This window comes from Flavobacteriaceae bacterium GSB9 (genome assembly GCA_022749295.1).
Taxonomy (GTDB): domain Bacteria; phylum Bacteroidota; class Bacteroidia; order Flavobacteriales; family Flavobacteriaceae; genus Flavisericum.
The window spans coordinates 1375161-1399614 of sequence record CP062007.1 but is presented as its reverse complement, the minus strand read 5'-3'; the positions used below and the strand labels follow the sequence as shown (position 1 = coordinate 1399614).

The window sequence follows — 24454 nt, the reverse complement described above, 5'->3', positions numbered from 1 at the left end:
GCGTATATGAGTAAAAAAATATGCTTGCTTTTAGGGAGTTTGAGTTCTGGTGGGGCTGAGAAAGTTGCGGCCAACATGTCTATTTCTTTAAAAAAGAGAGGTTGCGAAATACATGTTGTGTCGATGAGGGATGAAATTGATTATAAATTTGAAGGCCAGCTTTATAATTTTGGAAAAGTAAAAACAAAATATGGAAAGCTGCGCGCTTTCTTTAAGTTTAAAAAGTACTTTAAAGATAATCAGTTTGACTTTATAATTGACCACCGAACACGGTCAAATTTTTTCAAAGAATTGTTGTTTTCTAAACTTGTTTTCCAGCACAGTAAGGTTATTTATTGTGTGCACAGCTATCATTTAGAATATTATTTTTCGTTTTTAAGTTTACCTTGGTTATCACGTTTACCACATGTAAAAAGCAGTTTTTTTGTTGCTGTATGCAATGCAATAAATGATAAACTGCAAGAACAGCTCAATATAAAAAGCACAACTATTTATAATTTTGTGAAGTTTGATGGACTATTGGCTGATTCTGCCACTGATAGTAATAATCTTGGAAATTATATTATTGGAGTTGGCAGATTTAACAAGATAAAACAGTTTGACAAACTTATAAAGGCTTATAGTAACTCAAAATTAATTGAAGAAAATGTTAAACTAGTTTTGCTGGGTGACGGTCCTGAAAAAGTGAATTTACAGCGGTTAATAGCTAAATTAAAATTGGAGCCATATATTAAATTATTTGCTTTTAGAAAAAACCCAATGGCCTTGATAAACAATGCCAAAGCATTGGTTTTATCAAGTAAGGAAGAAGGCTTTCCCATGGTTTTACTTGAAGCTTTGACCCTAAAAACGCCTGTGATAGCTTTTAATTGCAAAAGTGGCCCTAATGAAATTATTGAGCACGGTATTAATGGATTATTGGTTGAAGATCAAAATGAAGAAGAATTGAGTTTGGCATTAAATAAATTGCTTCTAGATGAAAAACTCTATGCAGAAATCAAAGAAAACTTAAATAAAGGAATTGAAAAATTTTCCGAAGAAAAAGTAATTCAAAAATGGATAAACTTTTTTGAAAGTGAGATGTAAGTTGATTTTAAAATATAGAACAAGTTAGTAGGTAAATAATATTTAAATTTTTGTAGAAACGATAAATTAGATGTGTCTATCTTGTTTTTATAAAAATCAACTAGTTTGTGGTTTTTCTCCATTTTGTACAGTACAACTAATTTATAGTGTACAAAGTCTATATACTTTGCTAAATCTTTGTTCTTGTTGTTCTTTAGATACAATCCATAATCGGGTATAATTCGGTTGCTACTTTTGTTAGGAGAAGTTAGTTGGCCGCTAGTGCCTTTTCTATAATAAGCTTTGGGAATGCCATAAAATACCAAGTCCTTTTTTTTAAAGCATCTAATATTAAAATCTTCTTCTTCACCAAAGTTTATATTTGTTTTAAAATAACCAATTTCATCAAATATTTGTTTCTTTATAACCACAGAGCTAAAACCAAACAGGTTTTTTTTAAATTTAAAATAATTGGATATTAAGTTTACTGCTTCTTCCTTGTAGGGGCTTGGTTTTAAGTTTAAAGATTTATCGTTAAAAAAAATTTTAGTAGGACAAGAGAAAACACCATAATTTTTGTTTTTGCAAATAAGTAGTTGCATAGTTTCAAGAAAATCATAAGCCCATAAATCATCAGCATCTAAAAAAGCGATGTAACGTGCTTTTGCTTGTTTAATACCAACGTTTCTGGCTGAGGATAAACCCGTGTTTTTCTGTTGTAGGATTGTTATTCTTTTATCATTAAATGAATTAACTAATTTCAAACTGTCATCAGTAGAACCATCATTAACAACAATAACTTCAAAATTTTGAAACGTTTGGTTAATTACACTTTTGAGTGTGGCTACAATATATTTTTCTTTATTGTAGAGTGGGATTACTACCGAAAAAAAAGGATGAGCCGACATGGTTTATTTGTAATTTAAATCTTTGTTGCAGATATAAAACAATTTATAAAATTGAAGTAAATATAGGTTAGGATTGGTCCCAAGAAGATTCTTTTTTATTGGAAATTTAAGAAATCTATACAAAAAAGCCGTAAAACGGTTTAACTTCCATTTTTTTATTTTGATGAATGTCAGTAACAATTTGTTTTCGTGCGCCGTCATTTTATCATGGTTATAGGCCCACAATAAAGTATTTATGGCTTCCTCAACTTTGTTTAAATAAGTCTTGTTACTTTCTACGCCCACGTGGTAAACTTCGTTGTTTAAATGAAAAACTTTTACGTTGTTTTCTTTTAAATATGCCGCAAAAAGATTATCCATGCCATAACTTTTTCTTATAAAATTTAAATTTATTTTATCGAAAATAGATTTTTTGATTAAAAAATTGGCCGATATAATTACCGAATATGGACTTTGGTTTCTCTTGCTGGCATCAACTTGCTCAAATTTTCTTCCATACTTCCATCTAAGGGTACTTTCTTTTTTCTGTAGGTTTAAAGCATAGGCGAAACCACCAAAAAAAACATCGTAGTTTAGAGATGTAGCGTTTTTAATATAATCCGTAATGAAAGTATCTGATTTTGGAATTACATCTGCATCTAAAAACAGCAACCATTTAAATTTTGCTTGATTAGATAAGGATTGCCTGGCTTTTACCCGCCCCACATTATCTTTTGAAATTATAATTCTGGAATGTGCTAGAGATTCAATCGTTCTTTTATTATGTTCGGTATAAATACTTGATGCATCATCAAAACAGATAATTTCAAATGCAACATGAGCTTTGCAAACTTGTTGGTGAACTTCCTGGACAAGATTTGAAATATTATAATTGTATGTAGGAATTAATATCGAGAGCATTGTTTTTGTAGCTATTAAAACAGTTCATGTTGTTTTTATTATAGAAATAAACAGCGTAAATTCTTCTAAAAAAATAGCTCACTTTTAAATTATATTTTTTGGGCACAATGGCTTTTAATTTACTTTTCAATAAACCGTAAATGAATTAAGCTTTTCTTTGCACCACCTCATAAACCTGGTTGTCGTCGCATTTAAGCGTTTTGCTGGGGTATTTTAAAAGCAGGGCATAATCGTGCGTGGCCATAAGTATGGTGTTTCCATTTTTGTTGATGTCCTGTAAAACCTCCATAACCTCAATACTGGTTTGGGGGTCAAGGTTTCCCGTTGGCTCATCGGCCAAAATAAGTTCGGGATTGTTCAATAAAGCCCGTGCAATGGCAATACGCTGTTGTTCGCCGCCAGACAATTCGTGTGGAAATTTAAACCCTTTTGTTTTCATCCCCACTTTGGTAAGCACTTCTTCAACACGCGTATTCATTTTTTCTTTGTCCTTCCAGCCGGTAGCTTTTAAAACAAATAACAAATTGTCGTTTACGGTTCTATCGGTCAGTAGTTTGAAATCTTGAAAAACAACACCCAGCTTGCGTCTTAAAAATGGAATATCCTTTTCCTTTAGATGTTTTAAATCAAAATCTACAATATGGCCTTCGCCTTCGGTTAAAGGCAAGTCGCCATACAGGGTTTTCATAAAACTACTTTTACCAGTGCCCGTTTTTCCGATTAGGTAAACAAAATCACCTTTGTTAACTTCTACGTTAACATTTGCAAGTACTAAACTGTCACCTTGATAAATAGAGGCCTCTTTTAGTTCTAAAATGGGTTTTGGCATATGGCAGTTCGTTTGTTTAAAGGGTTGTAAATGTATTACTAAATTGTTAAACCATAAAACTAACGCTAAAAACTTTGGTTTATTTCTTTAAAAAGAATTCATAATTAATCTGTCGATTTATAATTATGGCATGATTATTTCGTTATAGGGTTCATAATTCAATTATCTTTGGTCCTAATTAAAAAACGAATCATTAATGGCTAAAAAACATATTCTATCACTTTTGGTAATCATTGGTTTTAGTTATCACATACTAGCACAAAAATCGACAATTTATAACAGTAAACTCGTTGATTACCAAAAGGCACTTTCGCTTTATAATAATCAGCAATACCAAGCGGCACAGACTTTGTTCAGGAACGTTAAGGAACAGACCAACGAAAACAATTTGCAATCAGATTGTGCTTATTATATCGCCAATTGTGCGGTGCGTTTAAACCAACAAAATGCAGACCAATTGGTTGAGGAGTTTGTAGAAGAATACCCTACCAGTACTAAAACAAATACAGCTTTTGTTGATGTGGCCGATTATTATTTTGCCAATGGAAAATATGCCTATGCTAGAAAATGGTACGATAAGGTTGATGAAAATGGGCTGAGTAGAAAGGAAAAGGAAAAGTTTTATTTCAATAACGGTTATACGGCGTTTACAACAAAGCAATATAAGGATGCGCAAAAGTATTTAAGCCGCGTTGAAAGTTCTAAAGAATATGGTTCGCAGGCTAAGTATTACATTGGTTTTATGGCTTACGAAGGCGATGATTACGAACAGGCAAATACGTATTTCGATCAAGTGAGTGACCAAGAGCGTTACAAAGAAAAGCTATCCTATTACCAAGCCGATTTAAATTTCAAATTAGGAAATTTTGAAAAAGCTATAGAACTGGCAAAAGCGCAATTAGATAAAAGTGATGCCAATGAGGTTTCTGAACTTTCTAAGATTATAGGAGAGAGTTACTTCAATTTAGAACAATATGAAGCGGCCATTCCGTTTTTAAAGGCATACAAAGGAAAAAAGGCACCAAGAGACCGTACCGGAAAATGGAACAACACCGATTATTATCAGTTGGGATACGCTTATTACAAACAAAAAGACTATGAAAAAGCCATTTCAGAATTCAATAAAATTGTTGGTGGCACCAATGCCATTGCACAAAATGCTTATTACCATTTAGGTGAAAGCTACATCAATTTAGATAAAAAGCAAGAAGCATTGAATGCGTTTAGTAATGCATCGCAAATGGATTTCGATTTAAAAATTCAGGAAGATGCGTGGCTTAATTATGCAAAAATAAGTTATGAAATTGGTAACCCATACCAATCGGCACCTCAGGTTTTAGCTGGGTATTTGGAAAAATATCCAAATACGGCTTTCAAAGAAGAGGTTGAAACACTATTGATAGATTCTTATATCACCTCTAAAAACTACAAGGAAGCCTTAGAACTGCTCAAAAACAAAAAAAGTTTTGAAAACAAGGTCGCCTATCAAAAAGTAGCATTTTACAGAGGGTTGGAACTTTATAACGAAGGCGATTTTATAAAAGCAGGTACGCTTTTTAATGAATCGTTAAGTGAGCAGCAGGACGCCACCTACACGGCGCGAGCCACATTTTGGAAGGCAGAAACCGATTATAACCTAACGAATTATGATGATGCATTAATAGGGTTTAAGCAGTATCAACAACAAAGTGAAGCATCAACAACGCCAGAATTTGAAAATTTAGATTATAATTTGGCGTACTCTTATTTTAAAATAAAGAATTATGGAAACGCTATAGAGCACTTCAGTAAATTTATTTCAGAAAAACGCGGCGATAATGTAAGGAGAAACGATGCATACCTGCGTTTGGGTGATGCCTATTTTGTTTCGAGTCAGTACCAAAATGCAGTTTCGGCATATCAAAATGCTATTAGGCTTAACGAAATCGAGGCCGATTATCCAGCATTTCAAAAGGCGATAAGTATGGGGTATTCAGGAAAACCATCACAAAAAATTAATGAGTTGGAACAGTTTATTTCAGATTATCCGAAATCAAAATTACGTGATGATGCTTTATACGAATTAGGGAACTCTTACGTAAAGGCCAATGAAACCCAAAAGGCCATGCGGGCTTACGACCAATTGGCAAGCGAGTATAGAATGAGCTCATTTGTGCCAAAAGCCTTGTTGCGACAAGGGTTGGTTTACTATAACGGTAGCGAAAATGAAAAGGCTTTAACCAAGTTTAAAAAGGTGGCAAGCGATTATGCAGGTTCGCCAGAAGCCGTTCAGGCGGTTTCTACGGCACGTTTAATTTACATTGATTTGGGGCGTGTTAACGATTATGCGGCTTGGGTAAAAACTTTAGACTATGTAGAGGTGACCGATAAGGATTTAGACGATACTACTTACGAAGCTGCCGAAAAACAGTACCTAGATAACAATACTGATAAGGCTATAAAACAATTTAATGGCTATTTAAACCAATTTCCCAATGGATTACATGCACTCAATGCCCATTTTTATTTGGCGCAGTTATACTACAAAAAAGAATTGGTTGAAAATGCGTCACCTCATTACAAATACATTGTAGATGCTCCACAGAGTGAATACACAGAGGAGGCTTTAGTAAAACTGTCTCAGTTTTATCTGGAGAAAAAAAGTTGGCAAAAAGCCATGCCTTTGTTAATGAGGTTAGAGCAGGAAGCCAATTTTCCGCAGCATGTCGTTTTTGCACAGTCTAACATGATGAAAGCATACTATCAGCAAGAAAATTACGCTAAGGCTGTTCAGTATTCAGAAAAAGTGTTGGCCAATTCTAAAATAGACAATAAAATAAAAGGTGATGCCCACATTATCATTGCGCGGTCAGCCATCAAAACTGGGAATGAGCCAAAGGCAAAAACAGCATATGCCGAAGTAGAGAAAGTGGCCATTGGAGAGACTGCTGCAGAGGCGCTTTACTACAATGCCTACTTTAAAAATAAAGAGGGGCGGTACGAAGCATCTAATACAACGATTCAAAAATTAGCAAAGGATTTTTCTGGGTATAAATATTACAGCGCAAAGGGATTGGTATTAATGGCCAAGAATTTTTATGCCTTAAATGATGCGTTCCAAGCAACCTATATTCTTGAAAGCGTTATCCAAAATTTTCCCGATTACAACGATGTGCAGGATGAGGCCAAAACCGAGTTAAGTAAAATAAAGGCCGAAGAGGCCAAAACCAATTCATCGGTTCAAACAGAAGATTAGTTCTAACAAGTAAAATTAGATATTAAAGGTTAAAATTAAATATGAGCAAGCTAACACTTAGTGGCATATTACACCAAAGACAAAAGCCATTAACGTGGAGCCCAAAATCATAAATTGAAACATATGCAAAAGCAAATCAAATATACGATTGTCACCATTTTTTTATTGAATGCTGTTTTCGCTTTTTCTCAAAGAAAAGCCAATGACACTTTAGATACAGGAGTGATTGATGTGGTTAAACCTTACACGCCAACTATTTCTGATGCATTTAAAGTAAAGGAAACGCCATCGTTGGATGACGAAACCACCGAAACAAAAAAAGAAGTGAAATATAATATTTTTTCATTTCCGGTAGCCTCAACTTTTACACCGGCGAAAGGTAAGGCTGCTGTTGTTGAGAAGGCAAAACCCATCAAACTGTACGATAATTATGCTAGTTTAGGCTTGGGCAGTTACACCACCATTTTGGGCGAAGTGTATTTAAACCAAGCCATAAGCCGGAATGAAAGTGTTGGCGGTTACGTAAGTCACCATTCGTCGGGGGGTGATATTGAAGGCGTTCAATTTGATAATAATTTTTCAGATTCAAAACTCAACGTCAATTATTCTAGTAGATTACGGTATTTATCGTGGAATGCAGAAGTAGGCTTTCAACACCAAATGTACAATTGGTATGGTGTTCCGCAATCTCAAATCACTCAGGCCCAAGCTAATAATATAGATACGGGGCACTCGTTTTTTGATGCACATTTTGGAGGCGATATTTCGTTTGAAGACACCTACATTAATTCAGGAAGTTTCTTGTTTAGGCGATTTGGAGACAACCAAGGGTCGGGCGAAAACCGATTAGTCCTTAAAGGAAAAGTGGATGTACCCATTAATTATGAAGAAATTTCAACCGAAATAAAGATTGACTATTTGGGTGGTGAATTCGATAGAAGTTATACAATTGATACCCCTTTAGAATATGGTAATTTTACCGTAAACCTATCGCCAACCTACCAATTGAAGCAAGATGATTTAACACTTAACTTGGGAGTTTCTTTGGCATATTTAAACGACCGTCCTTCTGGCGAAAGTAAGTTTTATGTGTATCCCAATATAACGGCGTCGTACCGTTTGGTAAACGATGTGTTGATTGCCTATGGGGGTATTCAGGGGGATTTAATCCAGAATTCGTATCGCGATTTTGCCAACGAAAACCCATTTGTATCGCCTACATTGTTTATTATGCCCACCGACCAGTTATACAATGCTTATGTTGGGTTAAAAGGAAAACTGTCCAGCAACATGAGCTACAACGTAAGCGGAAAATATATTTCCGATAGAAACAAAGCCCTGTATAAAACTAATGTGATAAAAGATGTATTTCCTGAAAACGACTATGACTATGGAAACGCTTTCGGAATCGTGTATGATAATGTCGATACTTTTGGTGTTTCGGGTGAGATTAATGCTGATGTAAACAGAAATTTTAAATTAGGATTGAAAGCTGAATATTTTGCCTATGATACCGATGATGAAGCTGAGGCGTGGAATCTGCCCGATTTTAAAGGGTCGTTGTTTGTCGATTACCAAATTGACGAAAACTGGTTCGCCGGAGCCAATATATTTTATATTGGCGAGCGTAAGGATATTTTAGAATTAGAAGGAACCTTAACGCCAAACACTTTCGAGCCTACCGTTTTAGACAGTTATTTTGATGCCAATGCCCATGTGGGCTATCATATTAACGATCAGTTTTCTGTTTATGGTAAAGTAAATAATATTGCCGATAAGGCTTACCAAAAGTGGCAAAATTTCCCGGTACAGAGCATTCAGTTTTTAGCGGGGGCTACTTATAAGTTTGATTTCTGATGCGAGGCGCCCTAAAACATCTTACTGCGCTTAGTCGAAGTATTGTTTTGGGTCTCAGCTAATAACTCACACTCACTTGGAAAGTTTAATTTAAAGTAGGTTTTATGAAAAAGCTATTTTTAGTCAGCTTCATGATTTGTTTCAATGTTGTTTGCGCTCAAACAGCTACCAATCAATTAACGTTATCTGATGCAGCCTTGCAACTTACAAGCCAAAAGGTAACATACGATCCTAGTTATTTTAAAATTGACTATCCAAATGGAGATGTACCCAGCGATAAAGGGGTTTGTACCGATGTTATCATTAGGGCTTACCGAAAACTTGGAATTGATTTGCAGCAAGAAGTTCATGAGGATATGAAATCCAATTTTAAGGTCTATCCAAAAATATGGGGACTAAAAAAGACGGATAAGAATATTGACCACCGGCGCGTCCCCAATTTAATGACTTATTTTAAGCGTCAACAGGCTGAACTGCAAATAACGAATAAAGCTAAAGATTATAAACCAGGCGATGTAGTTGCTTGGAATCTTGGGGGAGCTATTACGCATATAGGAATCGTTGTAAACAAAAAATCAAGTGATGGAAAACGCTATTTAATTGTTCACAATATTGGTAATGGTCAAGTTTTGGAAGATTGTTTGTTTGATTTTAAAATTATTGGGCATTATCGATTTTTAAAGTAGTTTGTCATTCTCGCGCAGGCGGGAATCCATTTTTTGTAAACGTTCTAGTTAATGAGATTCCTAACTATGCTGGTTAATCGCGCCAAATAATCAAAATGTTCGCCTTCAGTAACCAATTCACATTTCAGTCCAACGGTTTCGCAAGCTGTTTTTAAGGTTTCAAAATCAAGGTACAGCCATTTCATTGGAGTTTCCTTTTCGCCCTTGTAGCTTAAAAAATAATCGAGTTCGCCATAGTAGTTGGCATTCATATCCATCCAATAGCCGCCATCGTCGTCTTCGTACATGTATTTTATGTCGGACGAATCGATTAAAATTTGTCCGCCACTTTTCAGCAAACTTTTCAAATGCATCAAGTATTTGGAAACTTGCGTGAGTTCCTGAAAAATACCTGTGCCGTTCATCAAGAGTAAAATGGTGTCAAAAGTTTCGGTTTCATCTAATACAGAAATGTTTTCAATATTTAAAACACCACGGTTTTTGGCTACTTCAATAGCGCCTTCCGAAATATCGATGGCTTTTACATTAAGTCCTTTTTTCTGTAAAAACAAACTGTGGCTTCCGGCACCACAGCCCACATCCAAAACCAAACCTTTACATAGTTTCAGAGCTTTTTGCTCAATTTTAGGCATTTCTGAAAAACTACGGAATAGATAGGTTAGTGGCAGTACATCGTCATCAGAAATGCTGGTTGAGGTGATAATGTCCTCGGTGTAATGTCCGTTGTGGTACTCGAGCAGGGCTTTTCCAAAAAGGTCTTTCATAAATTTTCATTGCCAGACTTAAAAAGTTGTGGCAATCTGTTTATTTGTAGTTTAATTTAAAAGATACTTCTGTCATATTTCCTTCGTAATAACTGAAAGTATTATTTTTACGCCATGCAAGATTTTATAAATAACCTTCCAAAGCTCGCCAAAGATAAGCATAACGAAAACAAAAAATTCTTCGCGAAGTTAAAAAAGAAGCCTCCCAAAGATTTGGACTACATTATGAAAGACTTGCACGACAATGAATTTGAACGCACCGACTGTTTAGAGTGTGCGAACTGCTGCAAAACCACGGGGCCGTTATTTACCGATAAGGATATTGCCCGCATAGCCAAATTTTTTAGAATGAAACCCCAACAATTTATCGAGCAGTATTTGCGTATTGATGAGGAAAACGATTATGTGCTGCAAAGTGTGCCTTGTACGTTTTTGGGGGCTGATAATTATTGTTCTATCTATGATGTACGCCCAAAAGCATGTCGCGAATTTCCACATACTGACCGGAAAAAATTTCAACAAATTTCTAATCTAACCTTAAAAAATGTGGCTATTTGCCCAGCGGCCTTTAACATTGTTGAGACTATGAAGGAAAGAATAAAATAATAATTTCTGGGTAAACATCTGCTTGTGTAGAACCTTCAAATTATCGCAAACCCAAATCTGTCGAGGGGGAAAAAGTCTAGCCGTTTTCAATATCGCTAATATGATGCTCTAAAGCCTTTACCGATATTTGGATTTCCCTTATGAGTAAGGCCAGTGAAAAGATAAGCAGGATTAAGGCTATACCAAACACCCAAATGGCTACCACGTGTTGCTGAATATAAATTAAAAACATAGTAAGTACGCACAACAGCAAACTGCTAATGCCTGCGATTTGCATACTGCGCGTTAAGTACAAACGTTTTTTTAAATTTCTAATTTGTTTAATGTAGCGTTCGTCTTTTTTCTTTAAATATTTGGCGTGCAAATCCCGAATTACTGCAGCATATGCAATAAATCGGTTGGTATAGGCCAGCATAATTAACGAAATAGCCGAGAATAAAAGTGCTGGTGTAGTTAAGGTAAGCTGTTCCATGCTAAAAGTTTGTTCAAATTTATTGAAGTAAAAGCGAAAACACGCAATATTTTCTATTTTAGTAATATGCAAGAAGATTTTTTACATTATATCTGGAAGCACAGAAAATTTCAAATAAGCAATATTAGCACAACCGCGGGAGAACACATTGCTTTGGTTTCCAATGGACAACATAATTTTAATTCGGGCCCCGATTTTTTCAATGCACAGTTAAAAATTAACGATCAGCTTTGGGCGGGTAATGTAGAAATTCATGTAAAATCGTCCGATTGGTTTTTGCACAACCACGAGCAAGACCCCGCTTACGACAATGTGATTTTACATGTTGTTTGGGAGCACGATACCGAGGTGTTCAGAAAAGATAATTCACCAATATCCACATTGCAGTTAAAAGATTTTGTCGACATGGAAGTGTTGAAAAACTACGAAAGGTTGTTTTCAAAGCAAGATAGGTGGATTAATTGTGAGAACGATTTTGCTTCGGTTGATGATTTTGTGTTGGATCACTGGAAAGAACGCTTGTTTTTCGAACGATTAGAACGGAAATCAAATCAAATAAATGACTTTCTAAAAACTTCAAAGAATAATTGGGAAGCTGTACTTTTTGTAATGTTGGCTAAAAATTTTGGATTGAAAGTTAATGGCGAAGCGTTTTTGAGTATGGCACAGTCCATTGATTTTTCAATTATTAGAAAAACACAATCTAACATCAAAACCTTGGAAGCGTTATTTTTTGGGCAATCTGGTTTGCTTGATACAGAGCACGAAGGTGTATATTACAATAGTTTGGTGGACGAGTACCGGTTTTTAAAGCAGAAGTTTAAACTTAAAAACAGCCAGGTGGCTCAAGTACAGTTTTTTAGGCTGCGACCACCTAACTTTCCAACCATTAGGTTATCGCAGTTGGCAAGTTTGTACCATACGCATCACAACCTTTTTTCGAAAGTTGTAGAGGCTAAAACCTTGGAAGATTTTTATACACTCTTTAAATTATCCACTTCGGTGTTTTGGAAAATACATTATACTTTTGAAAAACAATCAAAAGCTTCAGAAAAAAAAATGACAAAAGCATTTGTCGATTTGTTAATTGTCAACACCATTTTGCCACTTAAATTTTGCTACGCCAAACACATAGACAAATCTGTTGATGAGAGCATAATAAAAATTGCGATGGCTATAGAATCAGAGAAAAACAGTATTGTCAATGCTTTTAATGGCCTGAAACCGGTTAGCGACTCGGCTTTCGATTCCCAGGCACTTATTCAACTTAAAACAAACTATTGCGACAAAAATAAATGCTTACGGTGTGCTATTGGCAATCAACTTTTAAACAAATAAACTTTCAAACGAAGAAACTAAATCTTAAATTGCGATACATAAAGAGACATAATATTTTGGTTTGTTTAAATGAAGATAGTTATTGTCGAATTACGTTAACCAATGAAAACCATATATAAACCTTTATTGTTTTTTCAAAAACACGGTTACTACGTATGCCAACGTATTGCAGATAGGCTTGGTATTCGGGCTAAGGTGGTACGAACATCCTTTATGTATTTAACCTTCGTAACGTTGGGTTTTGGTTTTGCCTTGTATTTGTTTTTGGCCTTTTGGATGCGCATAAAAGATTTGGTTTACACAAAACGCTCATCTGTATTTGATCTGTAATCTGTATGAACCCACTTATTAGATTCTTTAGAACCAAAATCTACACCGCTGTATTTCTTCTGGGGATTATTTTGTTGATAGGCGTTGCCGGCTATAAAATAATTTCAGGTTATTCTTGGGTAGATGCGCTTTACATGACGGTTATTACCATGACCACAGTTGGATTTGGTGAAGTGGTTCCGCTTGACGATACCTCGAAAGTTTTCACTATTTTTTTAATTCTGGCTAGTGTGGTTATCGTGGGTTACGCACTGTCTATTATTACCGAATATATTTTAAGTAAAAACGATATTGAAGAATTAAAGCACAAAAAAATGCAAAGACGTATTGATAGTTTTACCGACCATATTGTTATTTGCGGATATGGAAGAAATGGCAAACAGGCGGCCAGCAAGCTAAGGGCTTACAATAAACAGTTTGTTGTTATCGAAAAAAATAAAGAGATGGAAGAGCGCCTACAGCTTGATGGAGTGCCATATGTTATTGGAAACGCCAATGAAGATGAGGTGTTAACCATGGCTGGTGTTAATCGTGCTTCGTGCTTTATTTCAGCACTCCCTAATGATGCCGATAATTTGTTCGTTGTGCTTTCTGCCAGGCAACTTAACAAGTCAATAAACATTATAAGTCGTGCATCAAACGAGTCGTCCTACGAAAAATTAAAATTTGCAGGAGCCAACAACGTTATTTTGCCCGATAAAATAGGAGGCGACCACATGGCCTCACTGGTTGTTGTTCCTGGTTTGATGGAGTTTGTTGATAATCTATCTATTGTAGGCAAATCGAATATAAACATTGAAGAAGTCGCCGTTGAAAAACTTTATAATACCAACGAACTAAAAACCATTAAGGATTTAGACTTGCGAAAAAAAACAGGTTGTACCGTGATAGGCTTTAAAAATGAAAATGGAGAGTATATTGTCAACCCAGAAGCAGAATTACGCTTGGTACCCAATTCTAAAATAATTGTTTTAGGTAGGCCAGAGCAAATATTGGCACTAAACTCCGAATACAACATTGATTGATAAATGCCGATTTTAACAGCAGTAGTTTTATAAAACCATTTTTTTTTAGCATATTGCTGATTTTTAACGTAAATCTTTTAAATAAAAATTAATTAAAAAACATTTTATGAAGAAATATCTTCTATCAATTTTTACTTTAATACTTCCAATTTTAACCTACGCACAACAAACAACTTCTGAAAAAATCGACGAGATTTTTAAGGATTATACAGGTTGGTTTGTCGACGCCATTTTTTACGAAATTCCTTTTTCCGAGACCTATAAAATCCCTTGGGTTTTAATAGTGTTGATTGGTGGTGCTACTTATTTTACAATATATTTCAGGTTTGTTAACTTAAGACACTTTACAACAGGTATCCGAGTAGCTCGGGGCAAATATGAGGATATTGAAGAGCATGGAGCCGATACCTTGTATGGCGATTCAACACCAAACGAAGGCGAAGACCTTATTGAAACGGTAAGGAACGAAGGTGTTCATGGCGAGGTGTCTCACTTTCAGGCATTAACTGCGGCGTTGTCTGCAACGGTTGGTCTTGGTAATATTGCAGGAGTTGCTGTGGCATTGTCTATCGGAGGACCAGGAGCAACATTTTGGATGATAGTTGCAGGTTTTCTGGGGATGGCATCAAAATTTGCCGAGTGTACTCTTGGAGTTAAATATAGAGATGTTGGCGAAGATGGAACCATTTATGGAGGCCCTATGTATTACTTAACAAAAGGGTTGAAAGAGAAAAAGATGGGAGGTCTTGGAAAAGTGCTTGCTATCTTGTTTTCAATTTTTGTTGTTGGAGGATCGTTTGGTGGCGGAAATATGTTTCAGGCCAATCAAGCGGCTGCCCAATTTGTTAAGTTATTTGAATTGGACACCAACGGAAACTCAGGGCTTTACTTTGGGATTGCTTTAGCTGCTTTGGTTGCTGTTGTAATTATTGGCGGCATTAAACGTATAGCAAAGGTTACGGAAAAAATCGTTCCGTTTATGGCTGTAATCTATGTATTAGCTGGTATTATAATATTAGGCGCTAATTTCTCGCTTATCGATGATGCTTTCGCACTTATTTATGAAGGGGCATTTTCAGGACTTGGTATTGCTGGAGGATTAGTAGGTGTTATGATACAAGGTATTAGAAGAGGTGCTTTTTCTAACGAGGCTGGAGTTGGTAGTGCTGCCATTGCCCACTCGGCTGTAAGAACAAGATATCCTGCCAGTGAGGGTATTGTGGCATTAATAGGCCCTTTTGTTGACACTATTCTTATTTGTACTATGACCGCTTTGGTAATTGTAATTACTAATTTTGATGGTCAGTTTATGGAATATGGCGTGCCAATTAAAGAAGGTGTAGAGATTACCGTTACTGCTTTTGATACTGTTATTCCACATTTCTCAATCGTATTGACTATTGCGGTTATACTGTTTGCTTTTTCAACCATGATTTCTTGGTCTTATTACGGTATTCAAGGTTGGGTATATTTATTTGGAAGAGGAAAAGTTTCAGATTTAATCTACAAAATATTGTTTTCGCTATTTATAGTAATTGGAGCTTCAATTAGTTTAGGCGCGGTAATTGATTTTTCAGATGCCATGATTTTTGCCATGGTAGTTCCCAATATTATAGGGGTGGTTATGCTTTCTCCCGTTATTACAAAAGAGTTGAAACGATATATCAATGCTATAAATGTTAAGGAAGAAGCTTTGGATGAAGGCGCCGAAGACCTTAAAAAGCACATGTAGTAACTAACTAAATACTTTCTATGAAATCCCATTTCACGTTTACAAAAAAACAGCGAAATGGGATTTTTTTATTACTAGCGCTTATCATTATTTTACAATGTGTTTATTTTTTTGTCGATTTTCCTTCAAAAGCTATTCCGGTAAACCAAAAGACGCTATCGAAATATATTAAAGAAATCGATTCGCTCAAGCAAGCCAAAATAGAAGCGAACAGACCAAAAATTTATCCGTTTAACCCTAATTTTATAACCGATTTTAAAGGGTCAGCTTTAGGGATGAGCAATGAAGAGATTGATAGGTTGTTAGCGTTCAGAAAACAAGGCCAATGGGTAAACTCTGTGAAACAATTTCAGGAGGTCACTCAAGTTTCAGATTCTTTATTGGCGGTACTATCGCCTTATTTTAAGTTTCCGGAGTGGGTAACCAACCCGAAACCAAAATCAAAAGCCTTAACTTATCCAAGCACACCAAAAACATACGTCCAAAAACAGGATTTGAATACTGCAACGGCACAACAACTTCAAAAGGTAAATGGTGTTGGCGAAGTGCTTTCAGAACGTATTGTAAGATTTAGAAATAAACACAAGGGCGGTTTTGTTGCAGATGTTCAGCTTCAAGATGTATACGGCCTGAGCCCTGAAGTTATTGATAGAATAACTGAACAATTCACGGTAAAAACACCTGCTTCGGTTGAAAAAATAGACCTTAATACAGCTTCGGTCGCTCAATTGGTTACCGTACCGCATATCGATTACGATTTAGCAGCTCAAATTGTTGAACAACGGAAACTGCGTGAGGGCTTTAAATCCTTCGATGAATTAAAAAAAGTAAAAAACTTTCCTTCCGATAAAATCAAGATAATTGAATTATATTTGCACTTCGAAAAAGAAAAATAGATGAATAGTATGTACTTCACCGAAGAGCATGGTCTTTTTAGAAAAAGCCTTCAAGATTTTTTAACCAAAGAAGTGGTGCCCAACATTGAAACGTGGGAGAAAACCGGAAATATCGACCGTTCTATTTGGAAAAAATTTGGCGATATGGGCTTTTTTGGCATCAATTACCCTGAGGCTTACGGCGGTCTTAACTTAGATCTGTTTTATACCGTTATCCTTCTCGAGGAACTTCAAAAAATCAATTCTGGTGGTTTTGCGGCTGCTATTTGGGCTCATGTGTATTTAGCGATGACGCATTTAAACGCTGAAGGCAGTGAAGCCATCAAGCAAAACTATTTGGTACCAAGTATAGCCGGCGATAAAGTTGGATGTTTGTGCATTACTGAACCTTTTGGCGGGAGTGATGTTGCTGGTATGCGCACAACTGCTATAAAAGAGGGAAATAACTATGTAATAAATGGTTCTAAAACATTTATTACAAATGGTGTGGTTAGCGATTACTTGGTCGTTGCTGCTAAAACAAACCTAGAGTTGGGCAACAAGGGCATTAGTATATTTTTGATTGATAGAGATACTAAAGGGGTTTCGGCCACGAAATTGGATAAATTGGGGTGGCGCGCTTCCGATACAGGCGAAATCGCCTTTGATGATGTAACAATACCAGCCGAAAACTTAATGGGCGAAGAGGGGAAAGGCTTTTCGTATATTATGCAGCATTTTTCTTTAGAGCGTTTAATTATGGGCATCAACGCCCATGCTCGTGCCGAGTATGCTTTAGAGTATGCTTTGCAGTACATGAACGAACGCCATGCTTTTGGTAAATCTATTGATAAGTTTCAAGCATTGCGTCATACCGTTTCAGATTTATATACTGAAATGGAAGTGTGTAAAGCTTTTAATTATTCGGTGGCGTATAGATTAGACAGAGGCGAATATGTGGTAAAAGAAGCCACGATGTCTAAACTGAAATCGACCAAAATGGCCGATGAGGTGATTTATCAATGCCTGCAATTTCTAGGAGGTTATGGCTATATGGAAGATTATCCTATGGCACGCCTGTTCCGCGATAGCCGATTGGGACCAATAGGAGGTGGAACTTCAGAAATACTACGCGAAATACTAGCCAAAATAATTATAGATAAAAAAGCGTATAAGCCAGCGACTTAAGGTTTGTGTTAAGGTTTTTTTTGATTTTGTTTAGGGGCTAGGTTAGTAAGCCTCACAAATAGAAATCCGTTACGACTTAAAAAGCAGGCAATGGCGGTATCAAGCGATTACTCATAGCTATTTGTTGCGGTTGTTTTAATTTCAATTGTATCATTTTTAACTATTTGCTCTGGGGCTATTTCAAAATAATCGAAAAAATCAGAGTATTTTTTATTTCTCCAAATATCTCCTAAATGGCGGTGGCCAATATATACTTCAAATTTGGAATTTCCATTTTTATCGGTAATGGTTTTTTTTATTGTCGAACTAGCCATTATACCATACAAAGGCTGCCTTTCTATTGAAAGTTCAATCGAATCTCCAGCAAAAGGCATTCCAGTTATTGAATCCGTTACTCTAATTATTATTTCTTTTTTTTCGTTCCAGTTATAATAGTTCTCGAATTTCCAAAAGTCATGTAAGTTGAAAGACATAACCATTAGAAATGTCATTGATAAAAAAAGTCCAATCGTTTTTATCAGATTCTGTTTAACCATATATTTTTCTACAAGTAACCAACTCAGAGTTTGAAAAATAGCATTACTAGTAAAACCTAAAACTATAATATCATTTGCAAAACTAAAATTGGAAATAGGCATCCATAGCAGATATGAAGCAACCAAACCTAGAGAAGAAATCAAAAATCCAATGAGCACGCTTCTTAAAGACTCAATTTTGAAATAGAAATGTGCAATACACATATTTATTGTTCCAAAAGTTATAACTAAAGCATAGTCAGCAACTCCCATAAACATTATTCCAAACCAAGCTATTAAAATTACTAATACCATGTAGGTGATAAGCAGAAGAGAATAAAATGTGATTTTTCGATTTGTCATTTTCAAATAGCTACCAAATTATGCGATACATAGTTTTAATGGTTTGTATCCAACATTAAACAAATTTAGCTGAAATTTTCTACAAGTCAACTTCTGTTTTTAAGTCCTCCATTTTTTTTAAAAAATAATTGCGGATAACAAATTAGTTTTTATATTTGCAGCCTGAAAATTCTAAAAGAGAGGAGGTTAAGACACTATGTTAATAGTACCAGTAAAAGAAGGAGAAAATATAGATAGAGCGTTAAAGCGTTACAAGCGAAAGTTCGATAGAACCGGAACAAAACGTGCGTTGCAGTCTCGCAAGCAGTTTAACAAGCCTTCCGTTGTACGTAGAGCTCAAATTCAAAAAGCACAGTACATCCAACAATTAAGAGATGCAGAAGAAGTATAGTGTAGCTTCTTTAAAATATCAGTTCAATCCCGCCTTGTGCGGGATTTTTTTGTGCTTATTTTTTTCATCGCACTGTTGTTTTAAATTAAAAGTTGCATGTTGGGTTATAAACTTTTAACTTTAACTTTTATCGCTTACTATGTCCTTAAAACCATTTACAGATTACCTAAAGTTAGAAAAAAACTATTCGGCTTTAACCGTTAAGGCTTACAAGGCCGATATCGAGGCGTTTTCGGAATTTATAAAAAATGAATATGCAACCAACTCCATTCAAAACGTCAGTTATCCGCAAATAAGAACATGGATTGTAAAATTGGTAGAAGGTGGTTTGAGCAACCGCAGTGTTAACCGAAAGATATCGGCGTTGAGCACCTACTATAAGTTTCTTTTGAAAGTGGGCGATATAAACCACAACCCTTTGGCGAAACACAGGGCGTTAAAAACCAGTAAAAAAGTACAGGTACCGTTTTCGGAAACTGAAGTTAAAAATGTGTTGGACGACCTAAACTTTGGTGATGATTTTGAAAGCGTGCGTAACAAGTTTATCATTGAATTGTTTTATTCAACGGGCATCCGTAGGATTGAATTGGTAGAACTCAAATTATCGAGTTTAGACCTTCAAAACAAAACGTTAAAAGTTTTAGGGAAACGAAATAAAGAACGTATTGTACCGTTATTGAATTCAGTAGTAAAAACAGCTTTTAATTATTTGGAAACCCGAAATAATTTGCCAAGTATTTCAGATGAAAATAATTTATTTTTAACGAAAAAGGGCGTTAAAATATACGAAACACTTGTGTACAGAATAATAAATGATTATTTTAGTTTGGCATCTTCAAAAGTGAAAAAGAGTCCACACATACTAAGGCACTCTTTTGCAACACACTTACTCAACCAAGGTGCCGATTTAAATGCTGTTAAAGAACTTCTTGGGCATGCAAGTTTGGCTGCCACTCAAGTTTATACACACAATAGCATAGCCGAACTAAAAAAAGTACATGTAAAAGCACACCCTAGAAGTAAAAAATAACCCTTATATATTGTCTAACCAAAAAGAGTATTAGTATGAAAGTAAACACGCAATCAGTGAATTTCAATGCAGACCAGAAATTGATAAACTTTATCCAAAAGAAAATGGATAAATTAGACATGTTTTACGATAAAGTAATAAAATCAGATGTATTTTTAAAGGTTGAAAATACCAGCCAAAAAGAAAATAAAATCTTTGAGGCCAGAGTAAGTGTTCCGGGTGATAGTTTTGTAGTAAAAAAGCAGTGTAAAAGTTTTGAAGAGGGTACCGATATGGCAGTAGCGTCTTTAGAAAGACAGCTAAAAAAGCGAAAAGAAAAATTAAGAGCACATTTATAGTAAAATTTCTCGAAAAATGTTTTGAATAAAATAAAAAAGCTATACATTTGCAGTCCGTTAGAAATAACGGGCTTTTTTTTATGCTCAAAAAGTATAAAAAATGCCGATATAGCTCAGCTGGCTAGAGCAGCTGATTTGTAATCAGCAGGTCGTGGGTTCGAGTCCCTCTATCGGCTCAAGTTCTTTAAAAATATGAATTAAGTTAATTGGGGAGATACTCAAGCGGCCAACGAGGACAGACTGTAAATCTGTTGTTTTTTAACTTCGCAGGTTCGAATCCTGCTCTCCCCACATTAAACTTTTAAAAATTAAATATTGCGGGAGTAGCTCAGTTGGTAGAGCGTCAGCCTTCCAAGCTGAATGTCGCCGGTTCGAACCCGGTCTCCCGCTCAAATTAGTTTCAAATTTTTTTGTGGTTTTTGCTATAGGTGGAAAATGCAAGGTAAATTTGAAATCTTAAACCAAAAAACGCCGGTGTAGCTCAGGGGTAGAGCGTTTCCTTGGTAAGGAAGAGGTCACGAGTTCAAATCTCGTCATTGGCTCTATAATTAAAGGACTGAAAAAATTAGGATACACTAATATTATTATATAACTAAGATTAAAATTATTTTAAAAACATGGCAAAGGCAACTTTCGATCGTTCAAAACCACACTTAAATATTGGTACAATTGGACACGTAGATCACGGTAAAACAACTTTAACTGCTGCTATTACTAAAGTATTAGCTGATGCAGGTTTCTCAGAAGCAAGATCTTTCGATCAAATTGATAACGCACCAGAAGAAAAAGAAAGAGGTATTACAATTAATACTTCACACGTAGAATACCAAACTCAAAATCGTCACTATGCGCACGTTGACTGTCCAGGTCACGCCGATTACGTGAAGAACATGGTAACTGGTGCTGCTCAAATGGACGGTGCTATTTTAGTGGTAGCGGCTACTGATGGTCCTATGCCACAAACTCGTGAGCACATCCTTTTAGGGCGTCAAGTAGGTATTCCTCGTATTGTTGTTTTCTTGAACAAAGTAGATATGGTTGATGATGAGGAGTTATTAGAATTAGTAGACATGGAAGTTAGAGATTTATTGAACTTCTATGAGTACGATGGTGATAACGGTCCTGTAGTTTCTGGTTCTGCTTTAGGTGCACTTAACGGTGAGCAAAAATGGGTAGATACAGTTTTAGAATTGATGGAAGCTTGTGATAGCTGGATTGAAGAGCCAGTACGTGATATGGATAAGCCTTTCTTGATGCCTATCGAAGATGTATTCTCTATTACTGGTCGTGGTACTGTAGCAACTGGTCGTATTGAAACAGGTGTTGCTCAAACAGGTGACCCTGTAGAGATTGTAGGTATGGGTGCAGAGAAGTTAACTTCTACTATTACTGGTATTGAAATGTTCCGTCAAATTCTTGACAGAGGAGAAGCTGGTGATAACGCTGGTATCTTATTGAGAGGTATCGAGAAAACTCAAATTTCAAGAGGTATGGTTATTACTAAACCAGGTTCTGTAACACCTCACGCTAAATTTAAAGCAGAGGTTTATATCTTGAAAAAAGAAGAAGGTGGACGTCACACGCCATTCCATAACAACTACCGTCCTCAGTTCTATGTTCGTACGACTGACGTAACAGGAAACATTTCTCTTCCTGATGGAGTTGAGATGGTTATGCCTGGAGATAACTTAACTATCACTGTTGAATTAATCAACACTATCGCAATGAACGTAGGTTTACGTTTCGCAATCCGTGAAGGTGGTAGAACTGTAGGTGCAGGTCAGGTAACTGAAATCCTAGACTAATACAGTATTGAATAAATATTAAAGTTAAGGTATTTCGTTTATCCGGAATACCTTGACTTATATTTACGGGTTTAGCTCAGTTGGTAGAGCACTGGTCTCCAAAACCAGGTGTCGGGAGTTCGAGTCTCTCAACCCGTGCAATAATAAATTGAATGTTGTTTTTCAATTTATAAAATAAAAAATAAAATGGCTGGAATTGTAAACTATATAAAAGAATCGTTCGGAGAACTAAAAAATAATGTTACTTGGCCTACTTGGGCAGAGGGGCAAAGCTTAACAGTTTTAGTTGCCTTATTTTCTATTATATTTTCTCTTGCTATTTGGGGCGTAGATACTGTTTTCAGTAAAGTTATTGCAGCTTACTTTCAATGGATTAGTTAAAAATCACTAAAAGTAAAAAGAAAAATTTATGTCTGAAGTAAGTGAAAAAAAATGGTACGTTGTTCGTGCTGTTAGTGGTCAGGAAAATAAAATCAAAACCTATATCGAGAATGAAATTGCTCGATTAGGGATGCAAGATTATGTTGACCAAGTACTAGTGCCCACCGAGCGTGTGATACAAATCCGTAACGGAAAAAAAATACACAAAGAAAAAGTGTTTTTTCCAGGTTATATCATGATTCAAGCCAATTTAACTGGAGAAGTCCCGCACATCATAAGGTCTGTTACCAATGTTATTGGTTTCCTTGGTGAAACAAAAGGAGGAGATCCAGTGCCTTTAAGACAATCTGAAGTAAATAGAATGTTAGGCAAAGTAGATGAACTTGCTGTTGAAGAAACTGCCAATGTCGCTATTCCGTTTACAAAAGGAGAAACGGTTAAAGTAATCGACGGGCCATTCAATGGATTTGATGGTACTATCGAAAAAATAAATGAAGAAAAGCGTAAACTAGAAGTAATGGTTAAGATTTTTGGAAGAAAAACACCATTAGAGTTGAGTTATATGCAGGTTGAAAAAGTATAATAATTGTTACACTATATAAATTGATGCGTTTTTTGCTTCCAATTGAAAGCGTATCAAATTAAATTATTAAAAATGGCAAAAGAATTAGGTAAAGTAGTTAAGTTACAAGTTCGGGGAGGTGCTGCGAATCCGTCGCCACCGGTTGGACCCGCTTTAGGTGCTGCTGGAGTTAACATTATGGAGTTCTGTAAGCAATTTAATGCGAGAACCCAAGATAAAGCTGGTAAAGTATTACCGGTTGTTATCTCTGTTTATAAAGACAAGTCATTCGACTTCGTTATTAAAACTCCTCCAGCTGCAGTACAATTATTAGAAGCGGCCAAGGTGAAAAAAGGTTCAGGTGAACCAAACCGAAAAAAAGTAGCTAAAGTATCTTGGGACCAAATCAAAGCCATAGCAGAAGACAAAATGCAGGATTTAAATGCATTTGAAATAGGATCTGCTATGAAAATGGTTGCTGGTACTGCAAGATCGATGGGAATAACCGTAACAGGAAAATTTCCTTCTTAATCTATTAAAGCATTAAAAAATGGCAAGATTAACAAGAAAGCAAAAAGAGGCTTTAGCGAAGATTGAAAAAGGAAAGGTGTATTCATTAGATGAAGCATCTGCCTTAGTTAAAGAAATTACCAATACAAAGTTTGATGCATCAGTTGATATCGCTGTACGTTTGGGCGTAGATCCACGTAAAGCAAATCAAATGGTTAGAGGTGTTGTTTCACTTCCTCACGGTACTGGTAAAGACATGAAAGTATTAGCATTAGTAACACCAGATAAAGAAGCCGAAGCGAAAGAAGCTGGAGCAGATTACGTTGGTTTAGATGAGTACCTTGAAAAAATTAAAGGTGGTTGGACAGACGTTGATGTTATCGTTACTATGCCAAGTGTAATGGGTAAATTAGGTCCCTTAGGACGTGTGTTAGGTCCTCGTGGCTTAATGCCTAACCCAAAGACTGGTACAGTAACTATGGATGTTGCAAAAGCAGTTAGCGAAGTAAAAGCTGGTAAAATTGACTTTAAAGTTGATAAAACCGGAATTGTACACGCTGCTATTGGAAAAGCATCTTTCAGTGCTGATAAAATTGCGGGTAACGCAAATGAATTATTACAAACATTAATTAAATTAAAACCAACAACTGCAAAAGGCGTTTATGTTAAGAGCATTTTCATGTCTTCTACCATGAGCCCCAGTATAGCTGTTGATCCTAAAATTGGTTAATTTAAGTTAAAACTTTTAT

At 35.8% G+C, this 24454-nt stretch carries 25 protein-coding genes and 5 tRNA genes; 24 read left to right on the top strand and 6 right to left on the bottom strand.

The features are described 5' to 3' along the window. Positions 1-6: 6 nt before the first annotated feature. Positions 7-1086 (top strand): glycosyltransferase, encoded by a 1080-nt coding sequence (locus GSB9_01197; GenBank protein ID UKM64641.1) that lies wholly within the window; start codon positions 7-9, stop codon positions 1084-1086. On the opposite strand, the gene GSB9_01196 is transcribed toward GSB9_01197, so the two are convergent. From GSB9_01196 to GSB9_01194, 3 genes are all read right to left on the bottom strand, one after another. Further along, the gene (locus GSB9_01196; protein ID UKM64640.1) at positions 1050-1973 is read right to left on the bottom strand and encodes a glycosyltransferase family 2 protein; all 924 of its coding nucleotides are present in this window, start codon (positions 1971-1973) and stop codon (positions 1050-1052) included. The two genes, GSB9_01197 and GSB9_01196, sit on opposite strands and share 37 nt — an antisense overlap. Positions 1974-1976: 3 nt before the next feature. Beyond that, positions 1977-2873 (bottom strand): glycosyltransferase family 2 protein, encoded by an 897-nt coding sequence (locus GSB9_01195; protein ID UKM64639.1) that lies wholly within the window; start codon positions 2871-2873, stop codon positions 1977-1979. Between the two features lie 145 nt (positions 2874-3018). After that, positions 3019-3702: an ATP-binding cassette domain-containing protein gene (locus tag GSB9_01194; protein ID UKM64638.1), complete on the bottom strand. Its 684-nt coding sequence runs from the start codon at positions 3700-3702 to the stop codon at positions 3019-3021. A 196-nt stretch (positions 3703-3898) separates the two neighbouring features. On the opposite strand from GSB9_01194, the gene GSB9_01193 reads away from it, so the two are divergent. From GSB9_01193 to GSB9_01191, 3 genes are all read left to right on the top strand, one after another. After that, positions 3899-6937: a tetratricopeptide repeat protein gene (locus GSB9_01193; protein ID UKM64637.1), complete on the top strand. Its 3039-nt coding sequence runs from the start codon at positions 3899-3901 to the stop codon at positions 6935-6937. A gap of 123 nt (positions 6938-7060) precedes the next feature. Continuing rightward, entirely contained in the window at positions 7061-8794 is a 1734-nt protein-coding gene (locus GSB9_01192) for a TonB-dependent receptor (protein ID UKM64636.1), read from the top strand. Positions 8795-8898: 104 nt separating this feature from the next. Beyond that, complete coding sequence (locus GSB9_01191) at positions 8899-9480, top strand: DUF1287 domain-containing protein (protein UKM64635.1); 582 nt, start codon at positions 8899-8901, stop codon at positions 9478-9480. A 44-nt stretch (positions 9481-9524) separates the two neighbouring features. On the opposite strand, the gene GSB9_01190 is transcribed toward GSB9_01191, so the two are convergent. After that, the gene (locus GSB9_01190; protein UKM64634.1) at positions 9525-10244 is read right to left on the bottom strand and encodes a class I SAM-dependent methyltransferase; all 720 of its coding nucleotides are present in this window, start codon (positions 10242-10244) and stop codon (positions 9525-9527) included. A gap of 114 nt (positions 10245-10358) precedes the next feature. Between GSB9_01190 and GSB9_01189 the strand changes: the two genes are divergently transcribed. After that, on the top strand, positions 10359-10850 hold the full coding sequence (locus GSB9_01189; protein ID UKM64633.1) for a YkgJ family cysteine cluster protein: 492 nt from the start codon (positions 10359-10361) through the stop codon (positions 10848-10850). A 76-nt stretch (positions 10851-10926) separates the two neighbouring features. On the opposite strand, the gene GSB9_01188 is transcribed toward GSB9_01189, so the two are convergent. Continuing rightward, positions 10927-11322 carry a DUF2721 domain-containing protein gene (locus GSB9_01188; protein ID UKM64632.1) on the bottom strand — a complete coding sequence of 132 codons (396 nt, stop codon included), beginning with the start codon at positions 11320-11322 and terminating at the stop codon, positions 10927-10929. 66 nt (positions 11323-11388) lie between these two features. Between GSB9_01188 and GSB9_01187 the strand changes: the two genes are divergently transcribed. The 6 genes from GSB9_01187 to GSB9_01182 all read left to right on the top strand — a co-directional run bounded on the left by GSB9_01187 (position 11389) and on the right by GSB9_01182 (position 17810). Continuing rightward, complete coding sequence (locus GSB9_01187; GenBank protein UKM64631.1) at positions 11389-12660, top strand: DUF2851 family protein; 1272 nt, start codon at positions 11389-11391, stop codon at positions 12658-12660. Between the two features lie 102 nt (positions 12661-12762). Beyond that, positions 12763-12990 carry a PspC domain-containing protein gene (locus GSB9_01186; GenBank protein UKM64630.1) on the top strand — a complete coding sequence of 76 codons (228 nt, stop codon included), beginning with the start codon at positions 12763-12765 and terminating at the stop codon, positions 12988-12990. Positions 12991-12995: 5 nt separating this feature from the next. Further along, positions 12996-14015 (top strand): potassium channel protein, encoded by a 1020-nt coding sequence (locus GSB9_01185; protein ID UKM64629.1) that lies wholly within the window; start codon positions 12996-12998, stop codon positions 14013-14015. A 106-nt stretch (positions 14016-14121) separates the two neighbouring features. Next, positions 14122-15747: an alanine:cation symporter family protein gene (locus GSB9_01184; GenBank protein UKM64628.1), complete on the top strand. Its 1626-nt coding sequence runs from the start codon at positions 14122-14124 to the stop codon at positions 15745-15747. Between the two features lie 20 nt (positions 15748-15767). Further along, positions 15768-16643, top strand: a complete 876-nt coding sequence (locus tag GSB9_01183) for a helix-hairpin-helix domain-containing protein (GenBank protein ID UKM64627.1) — start codon at positions 15768-15770, stop codon at positions 16641-16643. Further along, positions 16644-17810: an acyl-CoA dehydrogenase family protein gene (locus GSB9_01182; GenBank protein UKM64626.1), complete on the top strand. Its 1167-nt coding sequence runs from the start codon at positions 16644-16646 to the stop codon at positions 17808-17810. A gap of 107 nt (positions 17811-17917) precedes the next feature. Here the strand turns inward: GSB9_01182 and GSB9_01181 are convergent, their stop codons facing one another. Continuing rightward, complete coding sequence (locus tag GSB9_01181; protein UKM64625.2) at positions 17918-18640, bottom strand: hypothetical protein; 723 nt, start codon at positions 18638-18640, stop codon at positions 17918-17920. 244 nt (positions 18641-18884) lie between these two features. Between GSB9_01181 and rpsU the strand changes: the two genes are divergently transcribed. From rpsU to rplA, 13 genes are all read left to right on the top strand, one after another. Then, entirely contained in the window at positions 18885-19079 is a 195-nt protein-coding gene (gene rpsU, locus GSB9_01180) for a 30S ribosomal protein S21 (GenBank protein UKM64624.1), read from the top strand. 139 nt (positions 19080-19218) lie between these two features. After that, positions 19219-20109, top strand: a complete 891-nt coding sequence (locus GSB9_01179; protein ID UKM64623.1) for a tyrosine-type recombinase/integrase — start codon at positions 19219-19221, stop codon at positions 20107-20109. 35 nt (positions 20110-20144) lie between these two features. Continuing rightward, complete coding sequence (raiA, locus tag GSB9_01178; GenBank protein ID UKM64622.1) at positions 20145-20447, top strand: ribosome-associated translation inhibitor RaiA; 303 nt, start codon at positions 20145-20147, stop codon at positions 20445-20447. 102 nt (positions 20448-20549) lie between these two features. Next, positions 20550-20623 (top strand) — tRNA-Thr (locus tag GSB9_01177). Between the two features lie 32 nt (positions 20624-20655). Then, positions 20656-20738: transfer RNA gene (locus GSB9_01176), tRNA-Tyr, on the top strand. A 26-nt stretch (positions 20739-20764) separates the two neighbouring features. Next, a tRNA-Gly gene (locus GSB9_01175) sits at positions 20765-20837 on the top strand. An 80-nt stretch (positions 20838-20917) separates the two neighbouring features. Continuing rightward, a tRNA-Thr gene (locus tag GSB9_01174) sits at positions 20918-20989 on the top strand. A 75-nt stretch (positions 20990-21064) separates the two neighbouring features. Beyond that, a complete protein-coding gene (gene tuf, locus GSB9_01173; GenBank protein ID UKM64621.1) occupies positions 21065-22252 on the top strand; it encodes an elongation factor Tu in 1188 nt (395 codons plus the stop codon). Between the two features lie 65 nt (positions 22253-22317). Beyond that, positions 22318-22390: transfer RNA gene (locus tag GSB9_01172), tRNA-Trp, on the top strand. Between the two features lie 48 nt (positions 22391-22438). Further along, complete coding sequence (gene secE, locus GSB9_01171) at positions 22439-22633, top strand: preprotein translocase subunit SecE (protein ID UKM64620.1); 195 nt, start codon at positions 22439-22441, stop codon at positions 22631-22633. 28 nt (positions 22634-22661) lie between these two features. Beyond that, entirely contained in the window at positions 22662-23216 is a 555-nt protein-coding gene (gene nusG, locus GSB9_01170) for a transcription termination/antitermination protein NusG (protein UKM64619.1), read from the top strand. A gap of 72 nt (positions 23217-23288) precedes the next feature. Continuing rightward, the gene (gene rplK, locus GSB9_01169; GenBank protein UKM64618.1) at positions 23289-23726 is read left to right on the top strand and encodes a 50S ribosomal protein L11; all 438 of its coding nucleotides are present in this window, start codon (positions 23289-23291) and stop codon (positions 23724-23726) included. 19 nt (positions 23727-23745) lie between these two features. Further along, positions 23746-24435 (top strand): 50S ribosomal protein L1, encoded by a 690-nt coding sequence (gene rplA / locus GSB9_01168; protein UKM64617.1) that lies wholly within the window; start codon positions 23746-23748, stop codon positions 24433-24435. The last annotated feature ends 19 nt before the right edge of the window (positions 24436-24454 follow it).

What these genes read in the sequence shown, in the direction of transcription:
- GSB9_01197 (UKM64641.1), top strand. Translation starts at nt 7, where the DNA reads ATGAGTAAAAAAATATGCTTGCTTTTAGGGAGTTTGAGTTCTGGTGGG.
- GSB9_01196 (UKM64640.1), bottom strand. Translation starts at nt 1,973, where the DNA reads ATGTCGGCTCATCCTTTTTTTTCGGTAGTAATCCCACTCTACAATAAA.
- GSB9_01195 (UKM64639.1), bottom strand. Translation starts at nt 2,873, where the DNA reads ATGCTCTCGATATTAATTCCTACATACAATTATAATATTTCAAATCTT.
- GSB9_01194 (UKM64638.1), bottom strand. Translation starts at nt 3,702, where the DNA reads ATGCCAAAACCCATTTTAGAACTAAAAGAGGCCTCTATTTATCAAGGT.
- GSB9_01193 (UKM64637.1), top strand. Translation starts at nt 3,899, where the DNA reads ATGGCTAAAAAACATATTCTATCACTTTTGGTAATCATTGGTTTTAGT.
- GSB9_01192 (UKM64636.1), top strand. Translation starts at nt 7,061, where the DNA reads ATGCAAAAGCAAATCAAATATACGATTGTCACCATTTTTTTATTGAAT.
- GSB9_01191 (UKM64635.1), top strand. Translation starts at nt 8,899, where the DNA reads ATGAAAAAGCTATTTTTAGTCAGCTTCATGATTTGTTTCAATGTTGTT.
- GSB9_01190 (UKM64634.1), bottom strand. Translation starts at nt 10,244, where the DNA reads ATGAAAGACCTTTTTGGAAAAGCCCTGCTCGAGTACCACAACGGACAT.
- GSB9_01189 (UKM64633.1), top strand. Translation starts at nt 10,359, where the DNA reads ATGCAAGATTTTATAAATAACCTTCCAAAGCTCGCCAAAGATAAGCAT.
- GSB9_01188 (UKM64632.1), bottom strand. Translation starts at nt 11,322, where the DNA reads ATGGAACAGCTTACCTTAACTACACCAGCACTTTTATTCTCGGCTATT.
- GSB9_01187 (UKM64631.1), top strand. Translation starts at nt 11,389, where the DNA reads ATGCAAGAAGATTTTTTACATTATATCTGGAAGCACAGAAAATTTCAA.
- GSB9_01186 (UKM64630.1), top strand. Translation starts at nt 12,763, where the DNA reads ATGAAAACCATATATAAACCTTTATTGTTTTTTCAAAAACACGGTTAC.
- GSB9_01185 (UKM64629.1), top strand. Translation starts at nt 12,996, where the DNA reads ATGAACCCACTTATTAGATTCTTTAGAACCAAAATCTACACCGCTGTA.
- GSB9_01184 (UKM64628.1), top strand. Translation starts at nt 14,122, where the DNA reads ATGAAGAAATATCTTCTATCAATTTTTACTTTAATACTTCCAATTTTA.
- GSB9_01183 (UKM64627.1), top strand. Translation starts at nt 15,768, where the DNA reads ATGAAATCCCATTTCACGTTTACAAAAAAACAGCGAAATGGGATTTTT.
- GSB9_01182 (UKM64626.1), top strand. Translation starts at nt 16,644, where the DNA reads ATGAATAGTATGTACTTCACCGAAGAGCATGGTCTTTTTAGAAAAAGC.
- GSB9_01181 (UKM64625.2), bottom strand. Translation starts at nt 18,640, where the DNA reads ATGGTATTAGTAATTTTAATAGCTTGGTTTGGAATAATGTTTATGGGA.
- rpsU (UKM64624.1), top strand. Translation starts at nt 18,885, where the DNA reads ATGTTAATAGTACCAGTAAAAGAAGGAGAAAATATAGATAGAGCGTTA.
- GSB9_01179 (UKM64623.1), top strand. Translation starts at nt 19,219, where the DNA reads ATGTCCTTAAAACCATTTACAGATTACCTAAAGTTAGAAAAAAACTAT.
- raiA (UKM64622.1), top strand. Translation starts at nt 20,145, where the DNA reads ATGAAAGTAAACACGCAATCAGTGAATTTCAATGCAGACCAGAAATTG.
- tuf (UKM64621.1), top strand. Translation starts at nt 21,065, where the DNA reads ATGGCAAAGGCAACTTTCGATCGTTCAAAACCACACTTAAATATTGGT.
- secE (UKM64620.1), top strand. Translation starts at nt 22,439, where the DNA reads ATGGCTGGAATTGTAAACTATATAAAAGAATCGTTCGGAGAACTAAAA.
- nusG (UKM64619.1), top strand. Translation starts at nt 22,662, where the DNA reads ATGTCTGAAGTAAGTGAAAAAAAATGGTACGTTGTTCGTGCTGTTAGT.
- rplK (UKM64618.1), top strand. Translation starts at nt 23,289, where the DNA reads ATGGCAAAAGAATTAGGTAAAGTAGTTAAGTTACAAGTTCGGGGAGGT.
- rplA (UKM64617.1), top strand. Translation starts at nt 23,746, where the DNA reads ATGGCAAGATTAACAAGAAAGCAAAAAGAGGCTTTAGCGAAGATTGAA.